This is a genomic window from Bradyrhizobium sp. JYMT SZCCT0428 (assembly GCF_018131075.1).
Classification (GTDB): Bacteria; Pseudomonadota; Alphaproteobacteria; order Rhizobiales; family Xanthobacteraceae; genus Bradyrhizobium.
Map to the genome: position 1 here is coordinate 257,577 of NZ_JAFCLS010000005.1, position 20,861 is coordinate 278,437.

Below are 20,861 nucleotides of genomic sequence, written 5' to 3' on the forward strand. Positions count from 1 at the left end.
GTGAGGTGGATCGGATGAGAACCCCCGACCTCACCCCCGAAGCCGTCTTGAGCGCATGTCCAGAATGCAACGCGTGGCCGATGGCGTTGAACATCGTGAAGCCGTCCTGGTTGTCTCGGCCGATGATTCAATTTACCTGCCCGAAATGCCATTTTACCTCTGAGGCAGAATGGCGCGAATACGCGAGACCGGGCTCCGACTAATCTGGCGCCGCCCATTCTCATATCGCGCGGCGGCCGCAGGGCACGGCACTCGAGCAAAGCCATGTCCAGATGTGCAAGATTCTTATAGGCTGCCACCCCAAGCAACGCCGGTGACGCACTTGCACAAAATTAGAAAGTTCCAATATGTTGCGGATTTAACGCGCTTGGGAAAAATCGGCAATCCCGTCCCGTTTCTTGATCGCAACCAGATGGACCAGAATTCATCCTGCCCATAGCTTTCACCACTATACTAAGGTCTCGGTTGCGGGGCGTGGCGTGAATTTTCAGATCACAGTCTTGAAGGTCTTAGCAGGACACCCTGAAGGGCGCGCCTCGCTTGCGGACCTTAAGCAATACGTTGCGGTTCTCACTTGTAGCGGCGCAGATTGGTCACAAAGGATGAAGAAGCTGGCCGCACGCGCGCCTGGATTGGATATTTTCTCCAGCGGCTACGTGCTACGAGAGCCCAGCGGGTGGCAGATATCGGAGAAGGGCCGTGAGTTTCTAATCATGATTGAAACGCCATTGGCTGAACCGCTTGTCCCGGCGGTCGCGTTTACGTCGCCGGTGGATTCCGAACCGGCCGATCTTCCGCCGAATGTTGTTCAGTTGGTAAGTCATAAGGTCCGGCGCAGCCGGCGCGCTGCTGCCTGAATTGGGCGATTAAGTCGCCGCCTTCGTGGGTCGGAAGCCGACATCGTCGCGCGGTCCCGGCATGTCGGCTTCTCACTCGATCATTGTCCGCGCGGAATGTCAGACATCAGCGGACCAGCAGTCTCCGCCGGCCTGGACGCCATGAGGGCGGCGCTTGATGGAGCCAGGAGTCGGCGCACGCTTATCTGCGCCGCCAACGGCCCTCATCACCTGAAATGAGGCTGTAGCAGGGTTCAAAATTGAAACGGATCGACGGAGACTGAAGTCTTGCCGTCCGAGGATTGCTGCACGGTGAACGTTACTTCTTTCGTCGCTTTGATATTGCCGACGGCGGCCGAAATCTCGCCACTGCATTTCACCGTCAGCTTGTCCTTGCTCGTTGAGGTCGTAACTATCCTCTGACCGAGCTGATACAGAGGCTTTTCGCTTTTTGAATGTTGCGAAATCGAGTCAGTCGACGTCTTAGCGGCCGTTGAATTCTTGGCCGCATAAGTAACCAGTGGATTCTTGCCGTCGTCCAAGACAAATTGGAGCACGGCTTTCCGGGCTTCGAGGGAGTCGCACTCTGGCGCAGCGATGCACTCGCTGGAAACAACAAGAAAAGGAAGAATCCAACAACCGAGTGACCGACTGGTTAGATAGCGCATTCAGTATGCTTTCATTCCATCAACCGTTACACCAACCAGGTTACGAGGAACATGGTTCCGGCTGCGGCGTCTGAAGGAGGGCGTAAACATCGAATCCATCCAAGCTTTACCGCGTGGGAAAGGGGGGCGAACAAGTGTCCTGATTTTGCGAACCCTTCACGAGCGCGCTTACACCACATTGGCGTTATGGCAGTTTCTGGATCACCGGCATCGCCGAGCCGGATTCAGGAAGCGTGGCGATCGACTTTTCCACGTGGCGCGCCGTTCGAAAATCGTCGAGATGATCGACATTCGGGGCGACAGCTGCTTCCTTGGTCAAAAGTAGATAAACTCGTCCGACTGCTCGTTGAAGACGCTTTGACTTACCGATCGGCATCCGTCGTGCCTTGCAGATGGCTCTTACGGCGTATGCGTGCAGATAGTCGACAGCGTCGGACATTATGAAACTCCGGACGGTCAACTGCCCCAATTAGATTCCGTTCCTAAGTGTCAGCAACGAAAGCTGGTTTCGCGGGTTGTCGAGCGAACGCTGGCACTCGATTGATCTAAGTGCGTAACGAGGAGGGCATGATGACCAAGGAATTCAACCCGGCGCCTCACGACAAACACGCAGACGATCCAAAGCAGGCCGCGCCGGCCGACAAGAAGCAGAGGAAGCTTGAAAAGGGCCTCGAGGATACCTTTCCGGCTTCTGATCCGGTCAGCGAAACTCAACCAAAGCCTTCCAAAGATTGACTCTTTTGCGACGCCGCAAGCCCGGCCTTAGGTCAGGCTATGCGGCAAGTTCAGTCGACTAGCCTGCGACTTCGTTGATCGCCGACGTCACGGGGATTGTGCGTTTAAGCTTCGGTTCTAAGATGGCGTGGCTGCCAGCTAAGCTGGAGCAGCGTCGCCGAGGGGCGGCGCCCTGTCTCGGCGCACCTGCGGCAGCGCAGCCGACTTGCGAGATCGTGCACGACAGTGGTCGGTGGGTTTCTAAGAGACGCCAGGTCGACATCGTTCGCCGCGCTGCATCTTGAGCAGCGGATTTCCAGCCAGGGAAAGCCGCCATTAATAGCTTGGTCGATGGTGGGTGACGGATCGATCGGCTCGCCATCGCTCCACATCCTTTCGTTCCAGCTTTCGCAGAGCAACCTGTCGGCCTGTTGAATCAGCGCATCGCCCTTGGAACGCATTTCCAATGACTGCGCAGCCAGGATACCCGTCATCGCGCGGGCCTTGCCGAGCTCCTTTGTCAAAGCCTTTCGGTGACTTCCCGAAGGCGGCGTGGGATGGTGTTTCGGCGCCATTCGGAGATCCAAGTGCAGACCAAATTGGGTCCAAGGCTAAGTCGCATCGAACGCCGGCCAGCACCCGTCTTCTTCAAGCCGGCCGGTGCGCTGTTGGCAGATGTTGTCCAGCAGCCGCTGCGCGACATCCTTCCAGACCGCGTTGCCGCCATACAATCGGACCGCATCGGCGGTCTGGATTTCCACAGTCCGCTCGCAACGTCGGCAGGAGACGCGCAGGACGTGGCGCCGGATTTCCGAGAGATGTCGTTGCGCCAATCGAAGTCCATTTGTCTCTGCTCGAGGATCCTTGAGGGTCGCATCCCAGTACTGGGCAGGGGTTGCAAGGTCAGGAGCCGCACCGTGGCTCGCTGCTATCCGGACCGCCTCTGCGGCCAGTTTTTCCATCTGTTTCGGGGTAGGCATGGGCCAGCTCGCAGGTCGGTCGATCATTCCTCCACTAGAACATAAAGAGAACGAAAGTCGAGTCCGCTTGTCCTGGGGTCTGAGAAAAAATCATCTTCTCGGGAAGCCACCCTGTCGGAACCAAGGCTGCCCGTTCGTCTTGAACCCAGCAACAGTATTTGGAGTTCCCAGCCATGGCCCCCCGCGCTAACTGGAAAGGCTTCCTGCGTCTTTCCCTCGTCACCTGTCCGGTAGCGCTCTATCCCGCCACGTCGGAATCCGAAAAGGTCTCCTTCAACCAGCTCAACCGAAAGACGGGCCACCGGATCAAGTACGCGAAGGTGGACGCGGACACGGGTGAGGAAGTTGAAAACGAAGACATCGTCAAGGGCTACAAGGTCGATACCGATACGTACATCGAGGTGACCAAGGAGGAGCTCGAGAATGTCGCGCTGGAATCGACGCGAACCATCGAGATCGACGAGTTCGTCGACCGCAGCGAGATCGATCCGCGATATCTGATCCGTCCCTACTACTTGGTGCCGGATGGGAAAGTCGGTCACGACGCCTTCGCCGTCATCCGTGAAACCATCCGTGAGATGAACAAGGTCGCGATCGGTCGCGTGGTGTTAACCAATCGGGAGCACATCATCGCGCTCGATCCGCTGGACAAGGGCTTGATGGGAACGCTGCTGCGCTATCCCTACGAAGTTCGGTCGGAAAAAGAGTACTTCGACGATATTCAGGACGTCAAAGTCACCAAGGACATGCTTGATCTCGCCAAGCACATCGTCAATCAGAAGGCGGGCCACTTCGAGCCGGACAAGTTCGAAGACCAGTATGAAACGGCCCTCATTGACCTCATCAACCAGAAGCGCGCCGGCAAACCGATCACTGCGAAAGAGCGTCCCCGTGGGGAGAACGTCGTCGACCTGATGGACGCGCTACGCAAGAGTATTGGCGGTGCACAGGCTTCAAAGGACTCCAAGCCGGCCAAAAAGCCGCGCAAGGTCGCAAGCGGTCAGAAGGAAATGCTCATGCCGATTGCCGGCAAGAAGTCGGCGAAGGAAGCTGCGGCGAAGAAGCCGTCGGCAAAACCGCAGCGTAAGTCAGCCTAGACCCGGCTTTTGGCCATGAAGCCAGACGTCAAGGTACTGTTCACCACTGGCTACACGCGGAACGCCATCGTCCACAATGGCGTGCTGGATGCCGTACACATCTTTGCCGAAGCCGTTCAGCATAGAGGACTTTGGCGGCCAAAGTGCGGTTCATAATAACGGATACTGAGCGGGTAACTTGCCGTGCCACAGGAAGCGAACTCGCTCGCTGCGACAATGGAGAATCGTAAGTTGCCGAAAGCCGCTATCTTCGACCTGGACGGCACGCTTCTGGACTCGGTCGATCTCCACGCGCTCGCATGGCAAGAAGCCATGCTTAAGTTCGGCCATAATGTGAGTTTCGAGCAAGCTCGAAGCCAAATAGGCAAAGGAGGGGACAAGCTCATTCCCGTCTTCCTGTCCGCTGATGAACAACGGGACCACGGCAAAGAATTGGAAGAGTGGCGCGGCAATCGTTTCAAGACCGAGTATCTGCCGCTTGTACGTCCCTTTTCGGCGGTTCCGGATTTGCTACGACGCGTGCGCTACGCTGGACTTCGGATTGCCGTCGCCTCTTCCGCTAAGAAGGATGAAGTGGAGAAATATCTTGAAATCGCTGACATTACCGAACTGATGGAATTGACGACGTCGTCTGACGACGTCGAGGAATCGAAACCTGCGCCGGACATCTTCGAGGTAGTTCTAGAGAAGCTCGGGATCCAAGGCGTAGAGGCCGTCGCGATCGGCGACACGCCCTACGACGCGATCGCTGCGGGGAAGGTGAAGATCGCAACCATCGGCGTGCTGTGCGGCGGATTCACGGAGAGTTCGCTGCGGCAGGCCGGCGCCGCCGAGATCCATCCTGGTCCGGCCTCGCTGTTCGCTTGTTTCGCAAACTCCCTACTTGCCAGGGAACGATCCGGCTGACCCACGGCAGTGGCCAGTGCACGGTGCGGGGAAGCGGTCCATGGCGAGAAAACTGAAAACCTATCAGACTTCGCTGGGCTTTTTCGATCTGGCAATTGCCGCTCCGTCGATGAAGGCGGCTCTGGAAGCGTGGGGCGCCGACAGCAATCTCTTCCACCAGGGCGCGGCGAAGGAAACTGACGATCCGGACGTACTCTCGGCGACCTTGGCGAAGCCGGGCGTCGTTCTCAGGCGGCCTGTCGGCTCCGACGGACCCTTTGACGAGCATGCTGAACTACCTACCAATCTGGGTGACGGCGAAAGACTGAAGACTGTCCGCAAGCCGAAAAGCCACAAGGTGAAGAAGCCTTCCCCGCGCGCCGTCGACAAGGCGACGGAGCGCAAGGCCTCAGTTGCCTTCGAAAAGGAGCAGAAACGGCGCGAGCGTGAACGGGCGAGGGAAGAGGCTGCCAAACAGAAGGAGCGTGAACGCCGGCGAGGGGCCGTTGATAAGGCGCAAGCGGCGCTGGACGCGGCCGAGCGGGAGCATGAGGAGAAAGTTGCGGCCATCCAGGCCGAGGCGGGCGCTCTCGAGAGGAGATCGCGGACCGAAAACGTCCGCTGGGATAAGGAGAGGGAGCGATTGGAAGCTGCGCTGCAGCGTGCGCGTGGCTAGGCACCCAAGATTGGTTCAAACAATCGACGTGGCGGCGGGCAACCGGGATCAATCTGGCGGGCACTCGGGGCACGTATCTCCTATCGAATCGAGAACTTGTGCGACGGCTCCAGCAGCCACCTGCGGTGATACTCCTGGCGGCGGACTTTTGCGGGCGATTTCGAGCGCGCGCTCGCGGGCATGCGGATCGGCGCCGTCCTGCATCCATCCGTGCTCTCCGCACTCTCGAATGGCGCCGACTTCCTGCAGCACTTCGATAGCCCATCCCTGAAGTGTGCGGCTCGGTAACCTTGGCGTGTGAGTCATCAGCACCGGAAAATCTCCCTCGTCAGGGATGAATCCCCAAACCATCCGGTTGTTCCGGTTCACGACGTTATCGCGAATGCAGGATCAGGCCGGATAGGCCTTACGTGATAGAATCGCTTGGCGTTCTTGTCGGTCCCCGTGCCCACTGCGCAGCGAAACCGATCCTGTTCCCGAATTGCGTCGCGCTGCGAATCGGGCCGGCCTTCACCACGATGTCGCCTTTGCGCAAGCCTGCGGAATCGGTCTGAAACTTTCGCTGACCTTGATGTCGCGCGAGTCCTTGAAACGGCCCATGGCACGATTCAATTTTGGTAACTTGGTACGCGCTCGCCCGGCGATCGGCCCCCAAGGCCGCCGGGCCGAACAAAGCGGCCCCAACGTCTCATCCCGAGACTGGGGCCGTTTCTCGTATTCGCTAACTGACCGACGCGGCGATTCCCAACGCGAGCTTGCAGAAACGTTACAGAAGCCTCGCAAGGCGGCCCTGGATTGCGCGCTCCAGGGGCCGAGCTTTTGGAGGGCCCGACGCACGACGTTCCTTCGTGGCACAAACTGCACATGCGACAGTCAGCCATCGAGAGTATGCTACCCGACACCACCACAGGTGCGTGCCGTGGAAGACCTGACACATCCAATCCCCGCTATCTTGGTTGATCAACCCCAATCGCACTTACCCGGTTGTTCGTTCATGGGATAAGTCCGCAGGCTCCATTGGCAAATGATCCCCCCAAAACGCGACCTAGATACTGAGGCTGTCGAAGCTCTGGAGACGGCGCGGTCAATGCCGAGCGGGCCTGAGAAGAACTGAAGCCTAGAGAAAGGCAGGCCTGTTGCGCAAGGGGTCGATGCTAAAAGGGATTTTGTTCGCCAAGCGTGGAAGGCCACGGAAGTAAGCCGGCGCAGTGGAAGTCCAAGGTTCAAAGGGCGCCAGTGCCATTAGGCGACTCGGACTTCAAAGCTACCTTTGGGTCGCGGCCCGCGGTATCACAGGGCTTCTTGTAGCGCCGCGTCATTCAACCGGGCAGTCATCAGTTGGGCCGGGCCGGCTAAGTGGGCGGCTTTTTCCCGGCATTCTTGAGCGTAGCGGAGCAGGGCTTCGCTGGTTCTCTCATCCAGGATCGATCGTGCCAAACGCTCGGCTCGGAAAGCTTGATCAAGAAGATTCATCGTTGCACCTCTCCGGCACAAGTTGAAGCAAATGCCTTCGTTCCGAGTATCCTCCCGTCAGGCTTAAAGCTCTGTGAATGAGATCACAGGACACTGGCTGAGCGCCCCTGGGAGATTGCCCTCCTTGCAAAGTCTCGGGATTGCGCCAGTGTCCGCAAATGACACCAAGGGGACTTGCGGCAACGATGGGATAAGCTATGAGGGGTTGATTGTCCGGATTGCGAAGGAATCAGATTGGCGTGCGAGAGCCACCCACATGTGGCTTGGTTCCTTGCAAGGTTGCCAGTGCGGTGCCGGAATGCCATGCCGGTGCATCCGGGTGGCGTTGAACAGCCTACAGGGCAACCACATGCAGATAGAGCGCCAGTAGAATCAGAGCACTGATCGCGATTATCGCGAGGAAGAAGCGGCTCATCTATTTTTCACGTCGGACGCCTTTGAATTTCATGGCGGTCTGCTTGACGGCCATGAACTGGCCGCCCTTCTTGTTGCGCTTGGTCGGTGTCTTCGTAAGCGGATTTTTTAACTGAGTGCGCTTCTTGACTGTGCCTCTACGAGCGTTGTCGCCTTTGGGTTTATTAACGGCCATGATGCCTCCAAAAAACACCAAGTTCTGAATCGAAAGGTTTGTTCCCCGCGGGCAACATGAAGGCGATTGAAAAGTGCACTCGCCGGAAACGGGTTAGTTGTCAGCGCGTACCGATGCGTTGATGTCGCGCGCAGAAACCGGAAAAATGCTCCGCGTCCAACATCTCCGTTGCGTCCGGTTGTCACCCGGCGGTGCGTGGTCTAACGCTGCTCCAGGCTGTTGGTTGCAAATTCACCGCCTAGTGCTGAAGACAAAGTTTGGAGGTGCCAGCGCTTAAGACGCGTACAGGAACGTTCAACGTCGTCGGGGATTTAGACTCCCTAAACGGAGGATTTGCAGATGGGGATTTTGCCTCGCGGCGTAGCGGCTACCTACCTATCCGGCACAGCCACGGGCATCTTCGGGTCGCTTTTGTTGCTTTGCTTACCGGAAGGTGCCGCGGCCCAAGGACTACCGGTTGAGAAAGGATCGCATCTTCCGGTCGCGCTATGGCTTGGCGGTGCTTTTGTTTTGGGCATTGCCATCGCTTATGGAATCTTGCGCACCCGCAGCCGCACCAGCGCGGAAAAGCGAATAACCGATCAGGCGACAAAAGATCTTTATGTGAAAGAGAACCGCGACGCCAACTAGCAAGGCCGGGGCAACTCACAAACCGCGTCGGTTGATGCGATGACCGTGAGCAAGAACCAACCTTGGAACGATGAGAATGACGGCCGACTGCTGGTACGGGAAGCAGGCGGCCGCTCTGCTGATTTCCTGTGATCGTCGTCAATCACGGTACAACGCTCGATAGATTTGGATCAGTTGATGATGTTATGCAAGCCTTCGAACGAGCTTCGATAGCAACGCGTGCGGCCTACGGACAGGGCCGATCTCTTGAGACTTGATTTGTGGTCATGGGACGAAAGCTGGCAAGCGGCAATTCAGGCTCTAATACGAGGACGACTTGGACAAATTACTCTTAGTCGAATGGGCGGAGCTGATAATTCCGACCCATTCCGTTGCGGAGATGATGTTGAGGGGCACGGTGATGTACCTGTCGCTTTTCATTATCTTACGGTTTGTGATGGTGCGTCAGACCTCAACCATTGGGATTGCCGACATACTTGTTATCGTCGTGATAGCCGACGCTGCACAAAACGGATTTGCCAAAGAGTATAAGTCTATTACAGAGGGTGTAGTTCTGGTCCTCACTATCGTATTCTGGAACCTGTTCCTTAATTGGATCAGCTACCGCTTCAAAATATTTGAGCGGCTTTTATCTCCCCCGCCGCTTCCGCTTATAAAAAATGGCAAGATGAATCGCCGTAATATGCGCCAGGAGTTTATCACCGAAGAAGAGCTAAGAAGTCAGTTGCGACAACAAGGAGTTTCTGAACTCGCCGAGGTTCGAGAGGCTTGTCTGGAGGCAAACGGAGAATTGAGTGTGATCAAATCAGATTCAAAGGAAAGCTCGAAACATTCGAAATCAAGGGCAAAATCCGGTTGAATCATGCGATCCATATTTGCCACGCCGCGGGGATCGAAATGGATAGCCCGGCGGCGCTTTAGGCTCGATCAGCGGCAATTTTCGTAGGTCGTAGCCATTGAGATAGAGCAGGTCGAAGGCAACCATCACGATGCGCGTCGACTTGCCCTTCACTTCGTTTTGCAGGACCGAAAAATCCGTGGTGCCGTCGGCGGCCGGAACGATGACTTCGCCGTCGATAATCGCGGATCCGGCGCTAATGTGCCAGGCGTCGTCGGCGAAGGGACGACGATAAAGCTTTATATGCCGCGCGCGCACGTGAGCGAGTCCTAGCCCATCCATAGTTCCGGGCATATCGACGGAAGGCGAGTCCGTCTGGAAGCGGACCTTCCGGACACAACCGCTTATGGCTCGCAGAGACCAATCTGCTGATGCAGTTGAGTCAGACAGCGGCCTGCGAGCCACAAATGCGGCCGTCACCGCAATGCGCCCAAACCATTGCCGATGGTCGGGGCGACGGCGCACAATCATTCAGCCGGCGCGCCCTTGAATACCGGCGCTCACCATCCATATACCATCCATACAGATGGTAAATGGATGGTGAGAAATGCCCCCTAATGTCCACGAACTGCGACCAAAGCCTGCCGAGACCGAAAAAATCACGATCAATCTCGGGTATGTCGATCTTGGGCACGTGGATTTGATGGTGCAGGAAGGATTCTATTCGAACCGCACTGATTTTATCCGAACAGCGATCCGTAACCAACTCGAACGGCACGCAGACGTAGTCAAACAGTCCGCGGCCCGAAAAAGCCTGGAGCTCGGTCTGAGGAATTACAGCCGAGCGGATCTCGAAGCGGCGCGGCGGGCCGGCGAGATGGTGCACATCAATGTTCTGGGCCTTGCCAGCATCGCCCAAGACGTCACTGCCGATCTCGCCCGCGCGACCATTGGCTCAGTCTCCGTGCTCGGAGCTTTGCACGCCAGTCCGGCGGTCAAGGCCGCTCTCGCCGACAGAATAGGGTAAATTCGATGCTGAATCAGGACACGATTCGCGAAGCCACACGGCTGACGCATGCGGGCCAACTCGCGGAGGCCACGGCGCTACTTCAGCGCATGCTCGGCGGCAAACGCACGCCGGACGCGACATGGCGCACGGCGGGGCGCATCCCCCTTACAGGCCGCGAGCCGCTTACCATCGATGCGAAGGTCAATGACGTCGGAGAGACCGATAGCGCGCTCTTGGCGCGGGCCCCTTCCGCTCCACCCCGCGGGCTCCGGCCGTTACTCGATCGAGCAAAGGATGGCTCCTGGCTCGGAATGCGAGGCCTGAAGCGCACCCCGCCGTCGACATCGGAAATCGCGCCGGACGGGACGAATTTCATCGAAGCCGCTTACAGCAATCCGGCGGGAAGCCGAGCTTACAAGCTCTTCGTCCCTAGTGGCTATCAGGGGCAGCCGATTCCCTCGGTCGTGATGCTTCACGGCTGCACCCAGTCGCCGGATGATTTCGCTGCCGGTACGAGAATGAACTTCATCGCAGAAGAACAAACCTGTTTCGTGGTCTATCCTGCCCAGCGCAGCGACGCCAACCAATCGAAGTGCTGGAACTGGTTTCGCGCAGCCGACCAGCAACGCGGCGGCGGTGAGCCCTCGCTTATCGCGGGCATTACCCGCCAGGTCATGCGCGATTATTCGGTCGATCCAAAACGCGTCTATGTCGCCGGACTGTCGGCCGGAGGGGCCGCTGCAGCTATCATGGGAGCGACGTACAGCGATCTGTATGCGGCGGTAGGGATCCATTCCGGCCTCGCCTGCGGGGCCGCTACTGACATGCCCTCCGCATTTGCCGCGATGCGGCAAGGCGGCGGATCCGGTCGCAGGGGCATTTCGGGCAACGGGCCGTCTGTACCGGCAGTTATCTTTCACGGTGACCGCGACACCACCGTGCATCCAAACAATGGCGGTCAAGTTCTTGAGCAGGCCATAGGTACAACGAGCACGCAAAAAACGGTGTATCGCGGGCAGATACCTGGAGGGCATGAGTACACCCGCACGACCCACACCGACGCGGGCGGACGCGAAATCCTGGAGTATTGGAATATCCATGGCGCTGCCCACGCTTGGTCGGGCGGTAGTCCTGCGGGCTCGTACACCGATCCGCGGGGACCGGACGCAACGAGGGAAATATTGCGTTTTTTCCTCGGGCATTCGCTTCCTTGACAACCAGCGACGAGCGGCCTTTCGGCAATTGATATTAAGACGACTACCCTCATGTGAAGCATTGCGGCCAGCTAAAGCCGGCGGCCAATCTGCATTGATCCTCATTCTAAATGAGACTGCGATGTACAGTATCAAGCATGCATTCGGCCCGGAGGGCGGTAGGATAAGGGTGCGCCTGGTAGGGTATCGGCAATGGTGAGGCCCGTTTGACGGTATCCGACAACGGGGCATCCAGAATCTTAACGAAAACGGATCTGGCCTCAAATTGATTGCCTCGCTTGCACGTCAGATCGGCGGCGCAGTGGATCAGGAAAGCAGCGATAGGGGGAGGGCAGCCTCGCTCACGTTTCCATTGATTGAGATTCAAAGCATCATTCGCAACGCGATTACGCGATTGACTGCCACATCATCAATCGAACACCCACCGCCCTCTACTTATATGTCCGTAAGGATGGAAGTGTCGCTGCTCGGATAAGTGGCCTTTGGGACTTCATCGCTTAATACTTAGTTCAACCATTTCATTCGAGAACTTGCGGAACATTGCGATCCGCTCTTTTGTGAGCTCTTCAATTACGCGGAGTAACTGAAAGGGCGACCTAATCGACGCAAGCCTCGGTCCGAATTCAAGCGCAAATTGCATGTTGGCTTGTGCCATTTCCAACAGCTTTGCTTGATACGCCCGCGCTGTTGCCGTGGCTGAAGAAAAATCAGAACCTTTCTTTAATTCCGTTTCGCTCATGATCTGTTTGACGGAGTCCTGCAGTGCCATCGCCGGACTCTCAAGAATGGCAGCCGTTTGTTTCGGGGCATGACCCTTGGGGGACAATCTAATCGGGTCGGCTGCAACCGAGCGCACGCGGCTGGGTTTAGAGCTTCTAATAACAGCCGAATTGGCCCGTTGGGCCTTCGCGGTTACTTTCGAACTGCGGGCGGGCTTTGACGCTGTTGGCGCTTTACGTTTGGTCATTTCAGCACTCCAAAGATTACTATTGACCAAAACGGTCATGATTGAAGAGCCAACATGCTGAGCAGTTCAACGTTCCATCGAACTACAGTGCGACGCGGATTAATGCCCACCACGTTGAGCTGTTTCGACCAGTATATCGGTTTCCGGATATGCCAGATTGTCCAGTGCATCGCGGCAGGTAATCCTTCCACGCTACTTCGAAGCTGGAGGCTTAGGATTAGATAGCCCCATGCGTCGCCGGGTGAAGATGCATTAAAGCCAAGTTTGGCTGGTCGCCATCCTATCTGCGCTGTTCAAATCTGCGATGCTTATCGCCGGTGCGTGCCGTCGAGAAGGCGGTCGCCGCGGCGGAGTAGGAAGCTCGGCAGTGTCTGGAACATCATCCCGTAATTGAGGTTTGATCTAACGACCATCGGCGCGCTGCTCAACGAATGTTTCTCGCTGCTCGGCGAGGCCGCCCGGGCCACGACGTGCAAGGGCATGATGGGTCTGGTGGAGGAAGGCCAGGAAGTCATGGAGCAAGGTGCGGACAAAGAAGACGCGCTTGCCGATCTCGCGCTCATCGGATCGGCGCAGCGGGTCGAGCACTACGAGATTTCCGGATACACGACCGCCAAAAACCTGGCACAGCAACTGCGCTACAGCGCCGTGGTGGAATGTCAAAGTCACTGGCAGAGGAAGAAAACTCCGATCAACTGCTGAATCAGGTGGCCCGGAGCTTGATGTCGGTTGCCCAGATGCCGGCGGCCGTCGAGCGTATCGAAGTCGAATAAGGACTGCCGGCCGGCGCGCCATGCAAGCGCGCCGGCCGCCTTCGTGCGTGGTAACCGAGTTCGAGGAAGCGAAACAGGTGAAAGCCGTCACAGCACGCAAATGAGAAATCATCGTTCTCCCCTGAACGACGATCGTAGCCCACTGCTGGATTTGATGACCTGCACTATTTGCATGCAGACGATGAAGATCGAAAAGGCCGACCCGGACGACAACGGCAACGATCTCATTCACTACCGGTGCGCTATTTGCCAGGCAGTTGAAACGGTGCGGCTCGTTCGCCGCCAACCTCCGACCAGCCAGCCGAAAAGATCGCTGTGAAGCGCATGGTTGACGACGTCGGGCTCTAATTTCGGCGAGCCCGGACGTTCCGTCGACGTTAGGGCGGGCTGCGGATCGCCAGTCCAGGTGAGGAATTCTGCAAGACGAGGCCCGCTGAGAGGCGTGAATCCCCACCTCCTGGTTTCAGGCCACTGCACAAAACGGGAATGGCGCGGGGTCGGCCCAAGCCGGACCGGTCGCAGTACGATGTCTCCAACAGACGGCAGCTCTCATGTCGGCGCCGGGTCCCTTCGGGTTCGCGCTGCAATCGCGTTGGCCCGCTCTAGAAGGGCCTCGGCGCGCTGTACGACCGGGATGTCGATCATCTTGCCGTCGATGGCGAATGAGCCGCGCCCCTCGGCCGCCGCTTGCCGGTCGAGCGTCACGATGCGCTCGGCATCCGTGACTTCCTGCGCCGACGGACTGAAACCGGCATTGAGGATCGGCACCAGCGATGGATGAATACAGGCTGATCCTACAAAACCGAAATCCGCCGAGCGCCTCACGATGCGGGTGTAACCATCGAGATCGGCGAAGTCCGCCACCGAGCCGATGGTGCCAAGCGGCATGATGCCAGCGGCACAAGCCGCCTGCACAATCTGCTGCTTGGGCATCAGCATGGTCTCTTCCGACGGCTTGGCACCGATGGCGGTGGCATAGTCCTCCGCGCCCAGCGAAATGCCGGCCAGCCGCGGCGTCGATCGCGCAATATCATATGCCCTGGCCAGCGGTCCCGGCGCCTCGATCAGTCCGATGAACCAGATCTTGCCGGCCGGCAATCCGCGGCTCAGTTCCAGCCGCGTCACCATCTCATCGAGCAGGCGCAGATGTTCCGGGCCTTCCACCTTCGTAATCATGATGGCATCAACGCCGGGGATGACGGCGGCTTCCAAATCCCGCACCGCCAATTCGAGCGGCTGGTTGATCCGCACCATCACGTCAGAATGGCCGGTGTCGCGGAAGCGCTTGACGATGCCTAGCACAAGCGCGCGGGCGGCGTCCTTCTGCGCCAGTGGGATGCTGTCCTCAAGATCGATGATCAACGCATCCGCGCCGCGGGCGACGGCTTTGACCACGAAGCGTTCGACGTTGGCGGGCACGAACAGCGCAGAACGCCAGACAGGGAATTTTTGCGGCATCGTCATGTCGTCTTCTCCTTCGCAAGGCCAGAGGCTAATACGGCCTTAATGTCTTCGTCCGTCAGGCCGGCTTCAGCCAGAATTTCACGGGTATGCTGTCCAAGGCGCGGTGCCGGTGTCCGGATCGTCCCAGGCGTCTCGGAGAGGCGTGCTGGCACCGCATGCATCGGGAATGATCCCATGTCCTCGTCGGGATAATCAGCGAGCAGGGCGCGCGCCTGCACATGGCGGTCGTTCATCAACCGTACGATATCGTTGACCGGGCCGATGGTCACTTCGGCCGCTTCGAAGAACGCCACGTTGTCGTCCATCGTCCGTGCGCCGATGAAATCGCCGATGATTCGGTCGAGTTCGACGACATGAATGAGGCGCTGTTCGTTGGTCTTGAAACGCGGATCGTCGCAGAGCTCAGGCCGGCCGATCGAACGCAACACCCGCATCGCCATGCCCTGGGTGGATGCCGACAGGGCAACCCAACCATCATCGAGCGTCCGATAGACATTGCGCGGTACTGATCCGCTCGAGCGGCTGCCGCTGCGCGGCTTGACCTTGCCGGTGAGCCGGTAATTCGCCGCTTGCGGCCCCAGCGAATTGACGATCGGGTCGAGCAGCGGCAGGTCGACGACCTGGCCCCGCCCGCCATTGATTTCGACTTCGCGTAACGCCGCCATGGCGGCGAAGGCGCCGGTGAGGCCAGACAATGCGTCGGCCAGATACATAGGCGGCAACACCGGTTCGCGATCGGCGAAACCGTTCATCTCGGCAAACCCGGAAAAGCCTTCGACCAGCGTACCGAAGCCGGGCCGGCGGTGGTACGGCCCTGTTTGTCCCCAGCCCGAGATACGGACGATCACGAGCTTGGGTTCGAGACGCAGCAATTCGTCCGGCGCAAGGCCCATTTGCTCTAAAGTGCCGGGCCGGAAGCTTTCGATCAGCATCGCGGCGCCGGGAATCAGCTTGCGGATCAGGGGTACGGCGTCGTCGTGTCGGAATTCGACGCACAGGCTGCGCTTGTTGCGCGAATGCACCTTCCAGGTGGTCTCGATGTTGTTGATGCGCCAGCCGCGCAGCGTGTCGCCTTCGCGCGGTTCGACCTTGATGACGTCGGCGCCAAAATCAGCGAGGTGCTGCGTCAACAGATTGCCGGCAACCAGACGCGAGAGATCGATGACGCGAAGCCCGCTCAGCGGGCCGCGCGCGCCGGGCGTGTAGTCCGCGCGCGGCAGTCCGGACACGGCTTGGGTTGCGTCAGTGGGATTGGGCATGGGCCTGTTCTGTAAAAAGAATGCCGCCAGTTAGGGGAAGCCACAAGCGCAACCGGCGGTCGGTGGTTGCAGCTTGCGTTTCAATGCGGATCTGATTGCCGCCGACATCGAGTCCGATCTGCCAACGGCCGCCGACATAGGAATGACTCATCACCGCTGCATTGACGATGGTGCCGTCTGTCGCTGTCTCGTTGTCGGTGGCGATCCGCATCTGTTCAGGCCGATAGGCAAAGGTGACCTTGTCACCCAATGCCGGGCGGCGGGCGGACTGGATCGTGACGCGCTGCCCATCGGCGAGGCTGACCAGCGTTTGTCCGTTGGCGCGCGGTGCTTCGACCACGTTGCCGGCGAGGAAATTGGTGGTACCGATGAAGTCGGCCACGAAACTGTCGGCGGGCCGTTCGTAGATGTCCTGTGGTGTGCCGATCTGACTGATCCGGCCGCCATTCATGACCACGATGCGGTCGGAAAGCGCCAACGCCTCAACCTGATCATGGGTAACATAAATGGTCGTGAGTCCAAGGCGCGTACGCAATTCGGCAAGCCAGGTTCGCGCGCGGTCGCGCAGCTTGGCGTCGAGGTTCGACAGTGGCTCGTCGAGCAACAGGATTTCCGGCTGATAGACCAGCGTTCGAGCCAGTGCGACGCGCTGCTGCTGTCCTCCGGACAACTCGTGTGGATAACGGTTCTGAAATCGCTCCATCTCGACCAGCGCGAGGCATTCCGCCACGCGCCGTTTTCGATCGGCTGAGGAAACTTTTCGTAAGGTCAACGGAAACACGACATTGTCGTAGACCGTCATGTGCGGCCACAACGCATAGCTCTGGAACACCAGTCCACAATTGCGCGCCTCCGGTGGCAGGAAGATTCCCTTGTCGCCATCGAAGTAGGTCTTGCTACCGACGCGGATACGCCCGCTGGTCGGCTGATCCAATCCGGCAATGGCGCCGAGCGTGGTTGACTTGCCGCAGCCCGACGGTCCGAGCAGGGTGACGAATTCACCGTCGGCGACACGGATGTTGACGTCATCGACGGCGCGAACCGGCCCGAACTGCTTGTGCAGGTTTTCAATCAACAACTCAGCCATAAAGCTTCACCCCGAATATCGCGCGCGCAGCCGTGACGCAGATTCCGATCACCAGCACCTGGACTGTCGCCAGCGCCGACACCAAGCCGACCTCACCTTGCGTCCATGCCTGCAGCAGCGTGGTGCCGATGACCTCGCTGCCGGGCGCAAACAGAAAGATCGCAGTGGTGTACTCCTTGAAGAAGGTGATGAAGAGAATAATGAAGCAAGCAACTAAAGCCGGCCGCATCAGAGGCAGCACGATACGGCGGCTGGCCGTCCACCAGTCCGAACCCTGAACGCGCGCGGCACGGTCGAGGTCGGGACTCATCTGCATCAGCATCGGCGCCACCGCGCCGAGACCAACGGGGATGTAGTGCATGGTGAAGGCGATGATCAGGATCCAGATGGTGTTGCGCAAGCTTCCCAGGCCCGGCACCAGTGCAAACGCGTAGAAAAACCCGATGCCGGCGACGACGCCGGGGACTGCGCGCGGAAACAGAGCGACATAATGCAGTGGCCCGCGCCACCGGAAATCCGAACGCAGCACGATAATGGCAATCAGCGCGATCATAGCCGTCGCCAACACTCCGCCGACGGCGCTGACGAGGAAGGAATTCCAGATCGAGCGCAGATAGACCGGATATTCGAGCATGCTGGTGAAATTGCCGAGGGTCAGCACCTCAGCGAGCGGCGCCATCGGCGACAACAGGCTGGTGAAGGAGCGGAGCACCAACACACCGATCGGTGCGACCACTGTCGCCAGAATATAGATCGCCGAAACCAGGCACAGCGGCCAGCGCAGCCGGTTGAGACGGAATGGCCGCGGCCGCGTGGCTTTGCCGCCGAGGGTGACAAAGCGCCTGGTATTGCCGAGCAGTCGTCCTTGCAGCCAGACCAGTACGCAGACCACGATCAGCATCAGTACGGCAGCGGTCGCTACCAGTCCGTGGTCGGGCCGGGCCGACGCTACGCCGTTGTTGTAGAGGAAAGTGGTCAGCACCGTGATGCCGGCGGGATCGCCGAATACCAAGGGAATGGCGAGCAGTTCCAGTCCCACGGTGAAGTTCAACACCGCGCTGTAGGTGATAGCCGGTAGCAACAGCGGCAGCGTGATCCGCCACAGCGTCCTGAGGGTACCGGCACCGGCGACGCGCGCTGCTTCCTCGAGCGAGGGATCGGTGATGGTCGCCGAGGACATGCAGTAAATGTAGGCGACCGGCGCTTGCGAGACGCCGGCGATCATCGCCATTCCCGGCAGAGTGTAGAGATTCCACGGCGCATCGCCGAAGATATCCTGCGTCAACAGTGTGAGATAACCGGCGGGGCCGTAGATCGTGTACCACCCGAACGACAATACCAGCGCCGACAGATAGATCGGCCAGAGGAACAGTTCGCCGAACAACCGCGCGGCGGGCATGTCGGTGCGGCCGAACAGCACCGCCGCCAGGGTGCCGAGCGTTTGCGAAATCACGGTGGTAAGTGTTGCGAAAACGACCGTATTCCAGACCACCAGGCCGAAGCCGTTGGTCTGGAACAGTCGTCCGAAATTGCCCAGCGTGAACTGTTGCCCGGCGTCGTAGAGCGCGCGATCTAGCAGCGACTGGTACAGAACGGGAATGAGCGGCGCGGCGACCAGGATAACAGTCAGCAGCGCCATGCCGTATTGTACGGCGGTGTCGCGGCCGGGTAGGGGTGTCGGCAAGGCATCGGCTATTGCCGCTGTCTGCGCGCCGCCGGGATCAGGAGACATTGAAGGTTTGTTTCCAGCGCGCCACGAAGGCGTCGTAATCCCGCAGGGCGTCCGGGTCGTAGCCGATATAGCAAATATTCTGTTCGCCGACCGCTTCGGCAATCGAAGAGTAGGTGTGCCGAATCCCATCGCCGGGCTTGATACCTGGACGCGCCGGCGTCAGCCCGCCGCGTCCGAACGCGCGCTGGCCATCTTCGGAAATGATGTAATCGATCATCAACTTGGCGGCGTTGACATTGCGAGATCCTTTCGGGATCGCCACGCCGCGCAGTACCACAGGCTGACCATCGGCGATGAAACTCCAGCCCAGGATGCGTGCCCGCGCCGGATCGTTCAGGCGCGGCCAGAAGGTGATGGCCGAGACGAAATACCCAGCCGCATACTCGCCGGCGGTAACCTTCTCGGTCATCGGTCCACCCGAGCGTTCGAAGCGTGGTGTGAGCTTCGCGAGCTCCGCGAACCACTGCCATGCCTTCTCGCCGTGTTTCTTTGCGAAGGCGTAGTTGATGCCATAGCCGAAGGTCGTCTGATGCACGCCATAGCTGGTGATCTTGTTTCGCCAGGGCCGCTCGTTCGCCGTCGCGAGCGCCACGAACTCCGCGAACGTCTTGGGCCGCTTGCCCTCCGGCACCAGGCTATTGTTCCAGATCATCGCCATGGGGTCGGACGAGACGGTGTAGACGCCGGGAAATGGTTTCGCCCAGTCCGGCCACGCCTGCGCCTCGGGGGACATGTAGTCCAGGATCTCGCCGCGCTTCTGGAAATCGATCCATCCGCCGGGATCTGCGGTGGCGATCAGATCGCAGGTTCGGCTGTTGGTGCTGCGCTCGGCCAAATAGCGCTCGAAGCTTTCACGCGAGGCCGGCAGATCCAGCGTCTCGACCCTGATCTTTGGATAGAGCTTGTTGAAGCCTTCGATAACCGGCCGCCAGTTCTCGGGCGACATGATGGAATAGATCAGCAGGCTTCCTTCGCGCTCAGCATCGGCGATGATCTGGCGATAGACATCGGGATAGCCGCTCGGTCCGGTTTGAGCGCGGGCGGCGGGGAGGCCCATGGCGGCTCCCAAAAGTGACATCACCAGCACGCTTCTGCGATCGATGCTTGGCATCTTTGTATTTCTCCCGATCTGCGCTATTGTAGATCTGCGCTTATATTGGCGCCAATTTGTGCGCAATAATGGATTGGTGTCAAGGGGCGGTGCAGGCGAGGCGATGACAAAAATCCGGAAGGAACAACCAAAACGGCATCTGGCAGCGGAGATCGCGGCCGCGATCACGGAAGGCGCCTATCGCCCGGGAGAATGGTTGCGACAGATCGATCTCGAGGAGACGTTCGCTGCCAAACGTTTCGATGTCCGCAGCGCACTCAGCGAACTGGCTGCGCGCGGTATGGTGACCCACGTTGCAAATCGCGGATACCAGGTCATGCGGCCGGACCTGACGGTCGTTCGCGAGATGCTGGCGATCCGAATTCTGCTGGAAGTCGAGGCCGTCACACAAGCTTTGCCGCATATCGGTCCGGCCGAGCTCGAACGGATCAAGTCCGCTCAGAAAGCGTTCGAGAACGCGGTGGCCCGCGGCAGCAAGGCGGACCAGGCCAACTCCAACGCGGCTTTTCACGACGAGATCTATCGTCATGCGCCGAACCGATCGCTGTCCAAATTCGTCGTCGAAATCCGCAATCGCGTCATTCCCGGACCGATCGCGCTGTGGCCCTCGTATGCCGATCTCCAAAGAAGCGCCGCGCACCACGTCGACATCGTCTCTGCGATCGAGACACGTGATATCGACGCGTTGGTCGCCGCCGTACGCCGCCATATTACAGAGTCAGGGGCCAACTATCCGGCCGGTGACCGCGGTCAGGGGCACACTGAAGCCTCTGCGGCCCGCCCATAATGACTCGGCGAGTCAGGCATCGTGATCAGCGCTTGCTTTTAACCGGCAGGAAGATCTTGAACGGCCTCGATG

24 protein-coding genes and 2 pseudogenes are annotated in these 20,861 nt (G+C 59.0%); 12 read left to right on the forward strand and 14 right to left on the reverse strand.

Features of this window, described 5'->3' with window-relative positions; all coding sequences use genetic code 11:
- The first annotated feature begins 602 nt into the window (after positions 1-602).
- Positions 603-857, forward strand: coding sequence for a hypothetical protein (locus JQ575_RS07475; RefSeq protein WP_212032572.1), 255 nt, complete (start codon positions 603-605; stop codon positions 855-857).
- Between the two features lie 233 nt (positions 858-1,090).
- Here JQ575_RS07475 and JQ575_RS07480 read toward each other — a convergent pair whose 3' ends face one another.
- Both JQ575_RS07480 and JQ575_RS07485 read right to left on the reverse strand, forming a co-directional pair.
- Complete coding sequence (locus JQ575_RS07480) at positions 1,091-1,504, reverse strand: hypothetical protein (protein ID WP_212032573.1); 414 nt, start codon at positions 1,502-1,504, stop codon at positions 1,091-1,093.
- A gap of 184 nt (positions 1,505-1,688) precedes the next feature.
- Complete coding sequence (locus tag JQ575_RS07485; protein ID WP_212032574.1) at positions 1,689-1,943, reverse strand: hypothetical protein; 255 nt, start codon at positions 1,941-1,943, stop codon at positions 1,689-1,691.
- A gap of 131 nt (positions 1,944-2,074) precedes the next feature.
- On the opposite strand from JQ575_RS07485, the gene JQ575_RS07490 reads away from it, so the two are divergent.
- Entirely contained in the window at positions 2,075-2,239 is a 165-nt protein-coding gene (locus tag JQ575_RS07490; protein WP_212032575.1) for a hypothetical protein, read from the forward strand.
- Positions 2,240-2,343: 104 nt separating this feature from the next.
- Here JQ575_RS07490 and JQ575_RS07495 read toward each other — a convergent pair whose 3' ends face one another.
- Positions 2,344-2,793, reverse strand: a complete 450-nt coding sequence (locus JQ575_RS07495; protein ID WP_212032576.1) for a hypothetical protein — start codon at positions 2,791-2,793, stop codon at positions 2,344-2,346.
- Positions 2,794-2,829: 36 nt separating this feature from the next.
- Positions 2,830-3,225: a hypothetical protein gene (locus JQ575_RS07500; RefSeq protein ID WP_212032577.1), complete on the reverse strand. Its 396-nt coding sequence runs from the start codon at positions 3,223-3,225 to the stop codon at positions 2,830-2,832.
- 146 nt (positions 3,226-3,371) lie between these two features.
- Between JQ575_RS07500 and JQ575_RS07505 the strand changes: the two genes are divergently transcribed.
- The 3 genes from JQ575_RS07505 to JQ575_RS07515 all read left to right on the forward strand — a co-directional run bounded on the left by JQ575_RS07505 (position 3,372) and on the right by JQ575_RS07515 (position 5,856).
- Positions 3,372-4,295: a Ku protein gene (locus JQ575_RS07505; protein WP_212032578.1), complete on the forward strand. Its 924-nt coding sequence runs from the start codon at positions 3,372-3,374 to the stop codon at positions 4,293-4,295.
- 216 nt (positions 4,296-4,511) lie between these two features.
- Positions 4,512-5,201 carry an HAD family hydrolase gene (locus JQ575_RS07510; protein WP_212032623.1) on the forward strand — a complete coding sequence of 230 codons (690 nt, stop codon included), beginning with the start codon at positions 4,512-4,514 and terminating at the stop codon, positions 5,199-5,201.
- Between the two features lie 40 nt (positions 5,202-5,241).
- Complete coding sequence (locus tag JQ575_RS07515) at positions 5,242-5,856, forward strand: cell envelope biogenesis protein TolA (protein WP_212032579.1); 615 nt, start codon at positions 5,242-5,244, stop codon at positions 5,854-5,856.
- A 48-nt stretch (positions 5,857-5,904) separates the two neighbouring features.
- Here the strand turns inward: JQ575_RS07515 and JQ575_RS44450 are convergent, their stop codons facing one another.
- The 3 genes from JQ575_RS44450 to JQ575_RS07525 form a co-directional block, all read right to left on the reverse strand.
- A complete protein-coding gene (locus JQ575_RS44450; RefSeq protein WP_409364771.1) occupies positions 5,905-6,168 on the reverse strand; it encodes a hypothetical protein in 264 nt (87 codons plus the stop codon).
- 978 nt (positions 6,169-7,146) lie between these two features.
- Entirely contained in the window at positions 7,147-7,329 is a 183-nt protein-coding gene (locus JQ575_RS07520; protein ID WP_212032580.1) for a hypothetical protein, read from the reverse strand.
- 415 nt (positions 7,330-7,744) lie between these two features.
- Positions 7,745-7,918, reverse strand: coding sequence for a hypothetical protein (locus JQ575_RS07525; RefSeq protein ID WP_212032581.1), 174 nt, complete (start codon positions 7,916-7,918; stop codon positions 7,745-7,747).
- 339 nt (positions 7,919-8,257) lie between these two features.
- On the opposite strand from JQ575_RS07525, the gene JQ575_RS07530 reads away from it, so the two are divergent.
- Both JQ575_RS07530 and JQ575_RS07535 read left to right on the forward strand, forming a co-directional pair.
- Positions 8,258-8,548, forward strand: coding sequence for a hypothetical protein (locus JQ575_RS07530; protein WP_212032627.1), 291 nt, complete (start codon positions 8,258-8,260; stop codon positions 8,546-8,548).
- 316 nt (positions 8,549-8,864) lie between these two features.
- Positions 8,865-9,407, forward strand: a complete 543-nt coding sequence (locus tag JQ575_RS07535) for a DUF421 domain-containing protein (RefSeq protein ID WP_249166490.1) — start codon at positions 8,865-8,867, stop codon at positions 9,405-9,407.
- Between the two features lie 54 nt (positions 9,408-9,461).
- Here JQ575_RS07535 and JQ575_RS07540 read toward each other — a convergent pair.
- A pseudogene (locus JQ575_RS07540) lies at positions 9,462-9,665 on the reverse strand (DNA ligase); the annotation flags it as partial.
- 328 nt (positions 9,666-9,993) lie between these two features.
- On the opposite strand from JQ575_RS07540, the gene JQ575_RS07545 reads away from it, so the two are divergent.
- The gene (locus JQ575_RS07545; RefSeq protein ID WP_211996179.1) at positions 9,994-10,413 is read left to right on the forward strand and encodes a CopG family transcriptional regulator; all 420 of its coding nucleotides are present in this window, start codon (positions 9,994-9,996) and stop codon (positions 10,411-10,413) included.
- Positions 10,414-10,418: 5 nt separating this feature from the next.
- Entirely contained in the window at positions 10,419-11,609 is a 1,191-nt protein-coding gene (locus tag JQ575_RS07550) for a PHB depolymerase family esterase (protein WP_212032582.1), read from the forward strand.
- 490 nt (positions 11,610-12,099) lie between these two features.
- On the opposite strand, the gene JQ575_RS07555 is transcribed toward JQ575_RS07550, so the two are convergent.
- A complete protein-coding gene (locus JQ575_RS07555; protein WP_212032583.1) occupies positions 12,100-12,576 on the reverse strand; it encodes a Phasin protein in 477 nt (158 codons plus the stop codon).
- Positions 12,577-12,999: 423 nt separating this feature from the next.
- On the opposite strand from JQ575_RS07555, the pseudogene JQ575_RS07560 reads away from it, so the two are divergent.
- Both JQ575_RS07560 and JQ575_RS07565 read left to right on the forward strand, forming a co-directional pair.
- A pseudogene (locus JQ575_RS07560) lies at positions 13,000-13,349 on the forward strand (DUF892 family protein); the annotation flags it as partial.
- Positions 13,350-13,530: 181 nt separating this feature from the next.
- On the forward strand, positions 13,531-13,668 hold the full coding sequence (locus JQ575_RS07565) for a hypothetical protein (protein ID WP_212032584.1): 138 nt from the start codon (positions 13,531-13,533) through the stop codon (positions 13,666-13,668).
- A gap of 230 nt (positions 13,669-13,898) precedes the next feature.
- Here the strand turns inward: JQ575_RS07565 and JQ575_RS07570 are convergent, their stop codons facing one another.
- Genes JQ575_RS07570 through JQ575_RS07590 form a run of 5 tightly spaced genes read right to left on the reverse strand, consistent with a single transcriptional unit; the run spans position 13,899 to position 19,948 of the window.
- On the reverse strand, positions 13,899-14,813 hold the full coding sequence (locus tag JQ575_RS07570) for a CoA ester lyase (RefSeq protein WP_212032585.1): 915 nt from the start codon (positions 14,811-14,813) through the stop codon (positions 13,899-13,901).
- Positions 14,810-16,072, reverse strand: coding sequence for a CaiB/BaiF CoA-transferase family protein (locus tag JQ575_RS07575; RefSeq protein ID WP_212032586.1), 1,263 nt, complete (start codon positions 16,070-16,072; stop codon positions 14,810-14,812). Before JQ575_RS07575 ends, JQ575_RS07570 begins: the two co-directional genes overlap by 4 nt.
- Complete coding sequence (locus JQ575_RS07580) at positions 16,056-17,159, reverse strand: ABC transporter ATP-binding protein (RefSeq protein WP_212032587.1); 1,104 nt, start codon at positions 17,157-17,159, stop codon at positions 16,056-16,058. The genes JQ575_RS07575 and JQ575_RS07580 overlap by 17 nt, the downstream gene beginning before the upstream one ends.
- Positions 17,152-18,891, reverse strand: a complete 1,740-nt coding sequence (locus JQ575_RS07585; RefSeq protein ID WP_212032588.1) for an iron ABC transporter permease — start codon at positions 18,889-18,891, stop codon at positions 17,152-17,154. Before JQ575_RS07585 ends, JQ575_RS07580 begins: the two co-directional genes overlap by 8 nt.
- The gene (locus JQ575_RS07590) at positions 18,881-19,948 is read right to left on the reverse strand and encodes an ABC transporter substrate-binding protein (protein ID WP_249166491.1); all 1,068 of its coding nucleotides are present in this window, start codon (positions 19,946-19,948) and stop codon (positions 18,881-18,883) included. The genes JQ575_RS07585 and JQ575_RS07590 overlap by 11 nt, the downstream gene beginning before the upstream one ends.
- On the opposite strand from JQ575_RS07590, the gene JQ575_RS07595 reads away from it, so the two are divergent.
- Positions 19,947-20,789, forward strand: coding sequence for a GntR family transcriptional regulator (locus JQ575_RS07595; protein ID WP_212032589.1), 843 nt, complete (start codon positions 19,947-19,949; stop codon positions 20,787-20,789). The two genes, JQ575_RS07590 and JQ575_RS07595, sit on opposite strands and share 2 nt — an antisense overlap.
- Positions 20,790-20,861: the final 72 nt, after the last annotated feature.